Genomic DNA, 466 nt, shown 5'->3' with positions numbered 1-466 from the left:
TAGGTAGCTTAACCTTCGGGAGGGCGCTTACCACTTTGTGATTCATGACTGGGGTGAAGTCGTAACAAGGTAACCGTAGGGGAACCTGCGGTTGGATCACCTCCTTACCTTAAAGAAGCGTTCTTTGAAGTGCTCACACAGATTGTCTGATAGAAAGTGAAAAGCAAGGCGTCTTGCGAAGCAGACTGATACGTCCCCTTCGTCTAGAGGCCCAGGACACCGCCCTTTCACGGCGGTAACAGGGGTTCGAATCCCCTAGGGGACGCCACTTGCTGGTTTGTGAGTGAAAGTCGCCGGCCACTGTATCTCAAAACTCACTTACGAGTGATGTTTGAGATATTTGCTCTTTAAAAATCTGGATCAAGCTGAAAATTGAAACACTGAACAACGAAAGTTGTTCGTGAGTCTCTCAAATTTTCGCAACACGATGGTGTTTTACGAAACATCTTCGGGTTGTGAGGTTAAG

1 tRNA gene and 1 rRNA gene are annotated in these 466 nt (G+C 47.4%); both read left to right on the top strand.

The window, feature by feature from the left end:
- Positions 1-107: ribosomal RNA gene (locus C0K55_RS25825) — 16S ribosomal RNA — on the top strand; the annotation flags it as partial.
- Positions 108-192: 85 nt separating this feature from the next.
- Positions 193-268: transfer RNA gene (locus tag C0K55_RS25820), tRNA-Glu, on the top strand.
- The last annotated feature ends 198 nt before the right edge of the window (positions 269-466 follow it).

Origin of the sequence: Escherichia sp. MOD1-EC6098 (assembly GCF_002965865.1) — a bacterium.
GTDB classification, from domain to species: Bacteria; Pseudomonadota; Gammaproteobacteria; order Enterobacterales; family Enterobacteriaceae; genus Escherichia; species Escherichia marmotae.
This window is presented reverse-complemented; position numbering and strand designations above follow the sequence as displayed.